We start from the raw sequence: 9,105 nt of genomic DNA on the forward strand, positions 1-9,105 counted from the left end.
TAGCTTGTCATTGCGGCATGGAAAAGGACAATAAGGTTAAGTTTATAAAAGATTATTTTGCTTAAAAAACGCTAGATAGCACCTATTTTGTCCCTTAGAGCTAAAGAACTCGAAAACAGCACCTAAAATGTCCCTTTGCCCGAAAACCGTTAATTTTCCCGCACGCAGTGCGCGCGCCCTAAAAAAATCAAAAAAAGAAAAGAGTTCGCAGAATGTGTGTTATGTTAAATTAGAAGTATAAGACCCATATTGCCTGTTGATTTAGGATTTAGACTTGTATGATTTTTGCGATTGCAGTTTGTTATTCTTTTGCTCTATATAGTCGAAGAATTGAAAAAATATTACGGCGTTGGCTTGCCTTGCCGTACACTCTTACACTGTCTGCGGCTCGCCGCCTGAGTACTACTTTTTTTACGTTAGGCGAAATTATTCCAGCCTACCGCAGTAACTGTATCAAAAAGGAAATCCGCGCTTTAAAGAAATAAAAAGCCCCTACAAGTTTGGTTTGCTGTACTGTTTTCACATATTTCTTGTATTATTTTTTACTTCTCCGATCATATAAAAGCCTAAAGTGTTTAGTTTTAGGCTTTTGTTTTTATCGGTTTAAATCATGTTTAGTTCGATTTTTGCCCGCAGACTCATCATGTCCATGCGCCAAGGCGGATCCCATTCCATATGCACTTCGCAATGCTCTACGCCGTCAACTCTTTCCACCGCTTCTTTGACCCAATCCGGCATGACGCCTGCCACAGGACAGCCTGGTGCGGTCAGGGTCATATGAATATCGGCTTGTCCGGTTTTTTCATCGTATTGAATATCGTATATCAGCCCTAATTCGTAGATATCGACGGGAATTTCAGGGTCATAAACGCTTTTTAGCTCGGTGATGATGTCGCGCTCGAGCGGCGATAAGGCGGGGTCGTCAATATCTTTTTGAAAGGGGATTTGCTCAAATTCCATAATGCTTCCTGTTATTCGGTTTTGGCGCTGTCTTGATGATGTAAGGCGGCATCTAAGGTATGCCAAGCCAAGGTGGCGCATTTGACGCGCGAGGGATAGTCGCGCACTCCTGCCAAGACTTGCAGTTTGCCGAAATCCGCCGGAATCGGCTCTTGTGTGGTCGCTACCTGATGAAATTGGGCATAGAGTTGCTGAAATTCTTCTATGCTTTTACCTTTTGCCATTTCCGTCATCAAAGAGGCGGAGGCTTTGGAGATGGCGCAGCCGTCGCCGACAAAGCTCACATCCTGTATGACGCCGTTTTCCACCCGCACAAAGACTTTCAGATTATCGCCGCACAGCGGATTATGTCCGGTCGCGGCATGGCTGTGCGGTTCTAGGGCATGAAAATTGCGCGGTTTTTTGCTGTGGTCAAGAATGACTTCTTGATAAAGGGTTTTTAAATCATTCATGCGAATAAATCCTGAGTGGTTTTGACGGCTGCGACTAAACGTGCGATGTCCGCGCTATCATTGTAGGCGGCAAATGAGGCACGGATAGTGGCGGGAATGCCGAAGAAGCGCATAATCGGTTCGGCGCAATGATGTCCGACGCGTACGGCGACGCCGCGGCTGTCCATAATCGTTCCCGCATCATGGGGGTGAATGTCTTGCAGAGTGAAGGAAATGACCGCCGCTTTTTGTGCGGCTTGTCCGTAGATGCGTATACCGTTCAATTCGCCCAACGCGGCTTCCGCTTCTATGCGCAGCTGTTCTTCATGTGCGGCGAGGTTCGGTAAACCGATGTCTTGCAGCCAGTCCAATGCCGCGCCCAAGCCGATGACTTCCACAATCGGCGGCGTGCCGGCTTCAAATTTCAGCGGCGGTGGTGCGTAAAGGGTTTTTTCAAAGCTCACGGATAAAATCATGTCGCCGCCGCCTTGATAGGGCGGCATGGCTTCTAAAAGTTCGTAGCGACCGTAGAGAACGCCGACGGCGGTCGGTCCGTAGAGTTTATGTCCTGAAAAAACATAGAAATCGCAGCCCAGCGCCTGCACGTCTACTGGCAGATGCGCCACCGCCTGCGCGCCGTCAACAATCGTGGTAATGCCGCGCGCTTTGGCTTTGGCGATGAGCGGCGCGATGGGATTGATACTGCCCAATACATTTGAGACATGGCAGATAGAGAAAATTTTGACGCCGTCTAAGTAGGTATCAAAGTCTTCTGTAAGCAGTTCGCCTTTGTCGTTCATCGGCAAAACGACTAGTTGCGCACCAAAGCGGCGGCAGGCGATTTGCCAAGGCACGATATTGGCATGATGCTCCATGGCGCTGATCAATACTTTGTCGCCTACTTGCAGCAGCAATTCGCCCAAAGAAGAGGCTAAGAGGTTCAGCGCCTCGGTCGTGCCTTTGGTAAAGACGATTTCTTGCGCGGATGCGGCATTAAGAAAGGCGGCGGTTTTTTCGCGCACGCGGTCATATTGCTGGGTCAGTTGCTGCGAAAGAAAATGCACACCGCGATGAATGTTGCTGTATTCATGTTGCAGACAATGTTGCATGGCTTCAATCACGCGCAGGGGTTTCTGCGTGCTGGCGGCATTGTCTAAATAGGTCAGGGGATGGCCGTGTATTTGACGGCTGAGGATGGGAAATTCGCCGGCTAAATCAGTCTTCATCGCCGCCTGTCCATGTTTGAGTAATCGCTTCGTGCAAATTGGCGGCTAAGGCTTCATGCTCCACGACCACCGCTTCATGCAAGAAGCTGCTGATCAGCATCACTTGTGCCGCTTCTAGGTCAATACCGCGCGATTGCAGATAAAACAGCGATTCAGGGTCTAAAAAGCCGACTGTCGAGCCGTGCGCGCATTGCACGTCATCGGCATAAATTTCCAAACGCGGCACGGAATGCGATTTGGCTTCGTTTGAGAGCAGGATATAGCGGCTGTCTTGCTTGGCATCGGTTTGCTGTGCGCCGTGGGCGACATAAATCATGCCGTCGAAAATGCCGTTGGATTTGTCGCGCAAAGCGCCGCGCACGATTTGATTGCTTTGGCTGCCTTCGCTCATATGGCGCACGTTCACATGATAATCGCCGACTTGCTCGCCGCTGAGCATCTGTACGCCGCCGAATAAAAATTCCGCCTCTGCGCCGTGAATCTCCGCTTGCACGTCCACTCGCGCGAATGCTGCGCCGCTTTGCACCGCATTAATGCGCAGTTTGCTGTGTACTTGCTGCTTGGCGCCGATATAGGCGCATTGCGTATTCGCACCCTCATCCGCCGCGCCCAGCCACAGCACCATATCGAATTCGCTGTTTGCGCCGACTTCCAGCGCAATCAAAGGCAGTTGCGCCGCCTCGCGTTCGGCACGCATATCCAGCCATAAAGCCGCTTTCGCCTCTGCCGCCACTTCAATCAATATCCGCGAAAATTGCCATTTTTTGCCCACCGCATCCAAATGAATCGCCAGCGGTTGCTCGAATGTTTGCGCGGGAATGCGGATATGCAGCACATCATCGGCTAATGCCATATTGACGGCGGCAAAAGGCGCGTCGATTTGGCTGTGCAAGAAAGCCATATCCAAATCGCGCGCTTCATCAGCTTCGGACACCCGCACCGCATCCGGAAAATCATATTGGTAAGCGGCGCAGTCCACGCGGCGGCTGATGCTGCGCAAGGCTTTCAAAGGCGTCCAGCGCCATGATTCGGCACGCGACAGGCTCGGATAAGCCAAGGCTTTTTGCTTGGCAGCGGAATCACTGGCATGCGCCAGCAATTCTGTAATCATCGAATCAGACATCATGCCTCCTAATTGCGCGATGCGCCTGTTTCTTCGCCGCGATATTCCTGATAACCGCGTGCTTCCAGCTCCAATGCCAATTTTTTGCCGCCGCTTTGCACAATTTCGCCGTTAACCAAGACATGCACCACATCAGGCACGATATATTCCAATAAACGCTGATAATGTGTGATTACTAAGAAAGAACGGCGGGCATCGCGCAAAGCGTTCACGCCTTCCGCCACCACGCGCAAAGCGTCGATATCCAAGCCGGAATCGGTTTCGTCAAGCACCGCCAATGTCGGTTCTAAAACGGCCATTTGAAGGATTTCATTGCGTTTTTTCTCGCCGCCGGAAAAACCGACATTCACGGCACGGCTGAGGAAGTTTTCGCCCATTTTGACCTGCTTCATGCGTTCTTGCAGCAAAGCATGGAAATCCATCACATCGATTTCCGGCAAGCCCTGATGCACGCGTTTGGCGTTTAAGGCGGATTTTAAGAAGTACAAATTGCTGACGCCAGGAATTTCCACCGGATATTGGAAGGCTAAAAACAAGCCTTCGCGGGCGCGTTCTTCAGGGTCGAGCGCCAGCAAATCTTTGCCTTCGTACCAGACATGTCCTTCAGTGACTTCATAGCCTTCGCGACCTGCCAGCACATTTGCCAAAGTCGATTTGCCCGAACCGTTGGGGCCCATAATCGCATGCACCTCTCCGGCAAGAATTTCCAAAGAAATACCATTAAGGATTTTTTTGCCGTCTTCTAATTCAACATGTAAATTTTCAATTTTTAACATTTTTCTCTTACTCTTAACCAACACTGCCTTCCAATTTCAGCTCAATCAGACGTTGCGCTTCCACCGCAAATTCCATTGGCAATTCCTGAAATACCTGTTTACAAAAACCGTTCACAATCAAGCTCACCGCATCTTCTTCGGATAAGCCGCGCTGCATGCAATAAAAAATCTGATCTTCGCCGATTTTGGCGGTAGTCGCCTCATGTTCGACTTGCGCGCTGGGATTTTGCGTAATTAAATAGGGGAAAGTATGCGCGCCACAATCGCTACCGATTAATAAAGAATCGCATTGCGAGAAATTGCGTGCGTTTTCCGCCGTCGGCAAAATCCGCACCAAACCGCGGTAGGCATTTTGTGCGCGACCTAAAGAGATACCCTTAGAAATAATCGTCGATTTGGTGTTCTTGCCGATATGAATCATTTTCGAACCGGTATCCGCCTGCTGATAATCGCGCGCCAATGCCACCGAATAAAACTCGCCGACCGAATCGTCGCCGCGTAAGACGCAGCTGGGGTATTTCCAAGTAATCGCCGAACCGGTTTCCACCTGCGTCCAAGAAATCTTGCTCCGCGCGCCCTGACACAATCCGCGTTTGGTCACGAAATTATAAATTCCGCCTTTGCCGTCCTTATCGCCGGGATACCAATTCTGCACGGTGGAATATTTCACGCTCGCGTCTTCGTGCGCATAAATTTCTACCACCGCTGCATGCAATTGATGTTCTTCGCGTTTGGGTGCGGTGCAGCCTTCCAGATAAGAGACATAACTGCCTTTGTCTGCCACAATCAGCGTCCGCTCGAATTGCCCCGTATTGGCGGCATTAATGCGGAAATAGGTGGATAATTCCATCGGGCAGTGCACGCCCTGCGGAATATAGCAAAAGGAACCGTCGGTAAAGACCGCCGCATTTAAGGCGGCAAAATAATTATCCTTCGGCGAGACCACTGTGCCTAAATATTGTCTGACCAGTTCGGGATGCTCCTGCACCGCCTCGGAAAAAGAGCAGAAAATAATGCCGTCTTTTGCCAAACGCTCTTTATAACTGGTGGCGACGGAAACCGAATCGAATACCGCATCTACCGCCACGCCCGCCAGCATTTCCTGTTCTTCCAGAGGAATGCCGAGCTTTTTGTACGTCTCCAGCAATTCCGGATCGACCTCGTCCAAACTCTTAGGTCCGTCTTTTTTCGATTTGGGCGCGGAATAATAAGAGACCGCTTGATAATCAATCGGCGCGATATTCAAATGCCCCCAATCGGGCGCCTCCATTTCCAGCCATGTGCGATATGCCGTCAAACGCCATTCCAGCAGCCATTCCGGCTCGCGTTTAATCGCGGAAATCTGACGGATAACCTCCTCATTCAGCCCCGGCGGCAGGGTTTCCTGCTCAATCTGGGTTTCAAAGCCAAACTGGTATTCAGTCGCGGCAATTTGTTTCAATTCTTCATTTTGACTCATGATTAACCTTAGCTTGTTTAAACCGCATGCGGATGCGTTTTCATATGCCGCAGGCGGCGCTCGTCGCGCTGCATATCCGCCAAATTTTTCCCCGCCAACATCTGATTGATCTCCTGATTCAGCTGCTGCCAAAAAGGGCTGACCGTGCAATACTGCGCCAAGGCGCAAGAGACCGCACGATGGGCGCAATCAACCAATTCCGGCACACCTTCCATTGCCTCTACCACCTGCAAAGCGGAAATCTCATGCGGCGCTCTTGATAAGACATAGCCTCCGCGCGAACCGCGCGTGGAAATTAAAATATCATGACGAACCAATCGCTTGAGCACTTTACCGGTCATAGGGGCGGCAATCCCTGTCAGCTGCGCTAGTGTCGTTGCACTTTTCGGGGTATCATCTTCGGCGAGCAAGGCGCTCAAAAGCAAAAAAGCGTACTCGCTTTCTTTGGTGATGCGCAGCATCCGGCTCTCCCTAAATAATATAGAACGACAAACGTACTATATACTGCTAACCCCTTATTATCAAGCCTTAAGTCCGTTTTTAAGCAGAAATTCATGCTTTAAAAAGCTCATCAAGCATTTTAAAAATAATTTGTTTTGCAAATCGTTCTCGTTTAGCGGTTTTCTTTTTGTCTTTGGCCGGTAAATTTGCCGGCTTGCAAGGCGGAAGTCGCGGCGTATAATGCCGTTTTTTCTCTGAATAAGAGACTACTATGCAGGCAATTCCATCTGGCGGCACGATTGATCAACTGATGCGCGCTTGGCGGCAGGATTTTCATCGTCATCCCGAAACCGCTTATGAAGAAATCCGCACTTCCGGCATTGTGGCGCAGCTGCTGCGCGATTGGGGCATCGAAACGCATCAAGGTTTGGCGAAAACCGGCGTGGTCGGTGTGCTGAAAGGCAGTCAAGCCGGTCCGATGATTGGTCTGCGTGCCGATATGGATGCGCTGGATATTCTTGAAGCCAATCAATTCGCCCATTGCTCGACCGTCAAGGGCAAAATGCATGCCTGCGGGCATGACGGGCATACCGCCATGCTCTTGGGCGCTGCCAAATATTTAAGCGAACATCGCGATTTTGCCGGCACCGCCGTGTTTATTTTTCAACCTGCCGAAGAAAACGAATGCGGCGGCGGACGCATGATTGCGGAAGGATTGTTCGAGCAATTCCCTGTCGATGCGGTATTCGGCATGCACAATTGGCCGGATTTGCCGCTTGGCAAAGCGGCGGTGCATGATGATGAAGTCATGGCGTCTTTTGATTGCTTCGATATCGATATTCGCGGACGCGGCTGTCATGGCGCGCATCCCGAGCAGGGGGTGGACAGCGTTGCGGTTGCCGCGCAAATCATTTCCGCTTTGCAGCTTGTGGTCAGCCGCAATGTCGCCGCGACGGATAAAGCGGTATTGAGTGTGACCCAAATGCACGGCGGCGATATGTACAACATCATTCCTGCGCAAGTGCGCTTAAGCGGCGGTACACGTTCTTTCCGTCCGCCAATCCGCGATTTATTGGAAAGCCGTATCCGCGATACCGCTCAAGGGATTGCGCAGGCATTGGGTGCGCAGGCGGAAGTACATTATGACCGCCGCTATCCGCCCACGCGCAACCATTTCGCCCAAGCGCGCTATGCCTTAGATATCAGCCGCCGCTTGCTTGGCGCGGAAAACGTTATCCATAATCCGCCGCCCAGCGCAGCAGCAGAAGATTTCGCCATTATGTTGGAACACAAACCCGGCGCCTATTTTTGGATAGGCAACGGTCGTCATCATCCTGATGCGGCATTGCATAATCCGCACTATGATTTTAATGACGAATTATTGGCAATTGGTGCCAGTTTATGGGTCGCGCTGATGCAAAACGCCGCGACAGGTCTTGCTTTGACGCCATGAGAGAAATATGAAAGCCGCCTCTTTGTTTCTTGCTTTAAGCGCCACTCTTAGCTTCGGCGCTCATGCCGCCGATTTAGCCGTCTCCGCTGCCGCTAGTCTGACCGATGCCTTTAATGACATCGGCAAGGCGTACACGGAACAATATCCGCAAGATAAAGTCTTTTTCAATTTTGCCGGTTCAGGCGCCTTGCTCAAGCAACTGCAAAACGGCGCACCGGCAGATGTTTTCGCCAGCGCCGATCAATTGCGCATGGATACCGCGGAAAAAGAACAGCTGATTAAGCCCGAAAGTCGTGCGAATTTTGCGCAAAACGCTCTTGTGCTTATCGCGCCGAAGGACAGTCATATTATGCCCCAAGACCTCGCCGCCCTTGTCGAACATGCCGAGATAAAGCGCATTGCCATCGCGAATCCCGAAAGCGTACCGGTCGGTACTTATAGTAAGACCGCCTTAGAAAAAGCCGGATTATGGGAAAAAATCGGCGATCGTAATATACCTACGCAGAACGTACGGCAATCCTTGGATTATGTGGCGCGCGGCGAAGTGGAAGCGGGATTTGTCTATGCCACGGATGCGGCAATGATGAAGGATAAAGTCAAGACGCTCTTTCAAGTGCCATTGGACGAAGCACTTTCTTACCCGATTGCGGTAAGCGCCAACAGTCCAGTGCCTGAAGCGGCGCAACATTTTGTGCAATTTGTGCTTTCCGAACAGGGGCAGAATATTTTGCGCAATTACGGCTTTTTAGCCCCTGATGCAAAATAAAAATCCTATTAATTAAGGTTGAGCGCCCTGCTCTTTTATATCCTGAAATACCTGTAGCCTACAAAGGCTTTCAGGATAGTTTTATCCGCACAGCATATTTTGTCGATATCGGAATGCAAAAGCTTTAATCCGTATTTTTAGCCGCAAATGCTGAACGGATATGCAGCGGACGGAAGCGTTTGCCATTCAGGCTCACACGACCGCGCTCATCGATTTTGACCGGACTGGGGCGACTTTGCCAAGCATAGGATGCCGGCGGTTCGTTTTTCACACCCTGAAACCTTTGCAAAACCCCAAAAAATCCTCTAAATTCCCCCAACCAAGAATTGAGAGGATTTTTCCATGAGCAGCTTTTTCTACCACTCCGCCCAAACCCTGCTCAATCAATACGCTGACCGTTTCCCCTTGCTTAAAATCACCCAACTGCTCGATTGGCAAGCCATTGAACACACTCTTGCTAGTAAAAAAGT

Annotated in this window: 10 protein-coding genes; 2 read left to right on the forward strand and 8 right to left on the reverse strand. The window is 50.5% G+C overall.

Going from position 1 to position 9,105, the window contains the following annotated elements:
• Positions 1-603: 603 nt before the first annotated feature.
• Genes ACJHVI_RS02405 through ACJHVI_RS02435 form a run of 7 tightly spaced genes read right to left on the reverse strand, consistent with a single transcriptional unit; the run spans position 604 to position 6,436 of the window.
• Complete coding sequence (locus ACJHVI_RS02405) at positions 604-960, reverse strand: DUF59 domain-containing protein (protein WP_483183023.1); 357 nt, start codon at positions 958-960, stop codon at positions 604-606.
• An 11-nt stretch (positions 961-971) separates the two neighbouring features.
• The gene (gene sufU, locus ACJHVI_RS02410) at positions 972-1,412 is read right to left on the reverse strand and encodes a Fe-S cluster assembly sulfur transfer protein SufU (RefSeq protein ID WP_483183024.1); all 441 of its coding nucleotides are present in this window, start codon (positions 1,410-1,412) and stop codon (positions 972-974) included.
• A complete protein-coding gene (locus tag ACJHVI_RS02415; protein WP_483183025.1) occupies positions 1,409-2,617 on the reverse strand; it encodes a SufS family cysteine desulfurase in 1,209 nt (402 codons plus the stop codon). Before ACJHVI_RS02415 ends, sufU begins: the two co-directional genes overlap by 4 nt.
• Positions 2,607-3,743 carry a Fe-S cluster assembly protein SufD gene (gene sufD / locus ACJHVI_RS02420; RefSeq protein ID WP_483183026.1) on the reverse strand — a complete coding sequence of 379 codons (1,137 nt, stop codon included), beginning with the start codon at positions 3,741-3,743 and terminating at the stop codon, positions 2,607-2,609. The genes ACJHVI_RS02415 and sufD overlap by 11 nt, the downstream gene beginning before the upstream one ends.
• 5 nt (positions 3,744-3,748) lie before the next feature.
• Positions 3,749-4,516 carry a Fe-S cluster assembly ATPase SufC gene (gene sufC, locus ACJHVI_RS02425; RefSeq protein ID WP_483183027.1) on the reverse strand — a complete coding sequence of 256 codons (768 nt, stop codon included), beginning with the start codon at positions 4,514-4,516 and terminating at the stop codon, positions 3,749-3,751.
• 13 nt (positions 4,517-4,529) lie between these two features.
• Complete coding sequence (gene sufB / locus ACJHVI_RS02430) at positions 4,530-5,975, reverse strand: Fe-S cluster assembly protein SufB (RefSeq protein WP_483183029.1); 1,446 nt, start codon at positions 5,973-5,975, stop codon at positions 4,530-4,532.
• 17 nt (positions 5,976-5,992) lie between these two features.
• Positions 5,993-6,436, reverse strand: a complete 444-nt coding sequence (locus ACJHVI_RS02435; RefSeq protein ID WP_483183030.1) for an SUF system Fe-S cluster assembly regulator — start codon at positions 6,434-6,436, stop codon at positions 5,993-5,995.
• Positions 6,437-6,687: 251 nt separating this feature from the next.
• Here ACJHVI_RS02435 and ACJHVI_RS02440 point away from each other — a divergent pair, with 251 nt between their 5' ends.
• Positions 6,688-7,869 (forward strand): M20 aminoacylase family protein, encoded by a 1,182-nt coding sequence (locus tag ACJHVI_RS02440; protein ID WP_483183031.1) that lies wholly within the window; start codon positions 6,688-6,690, stop codon positions 7,867-7,869.
• Between the two features lie 7 nt (positions 7,870-7,876).
• Entirely contained in the window at positions 7,877-8,635 is a 759-nt protein-coding gene (modA, locus tag ACJHVI_RS02445) for a molybdate ABC transporter substrate-binding protein (protein WP_483183032.1), read from the forward strand.
• A gap of 124 nt (positions 8,636-8,759) precedes the next feature.
• On the opposite strand, the gene ACJHVI_RS02450 is transcribed toward modA, so the two are convergent.
• Complete coding sequence (locus ACJHVI_RS02450) at positions 8,760-8,924, reverse strand: hypothetical protein (RefSeq protein ID WP_483183033.1); 165 nt, start codon at positions 8,922-8,924, stop codon at positions 8,760-8,762.
• Positions 8,925-9,105: the final 181 nt, after the last annotated feature.

The sequence above is a fragment of the Suttonella sp. genome, from assembly GCF_056855035.1.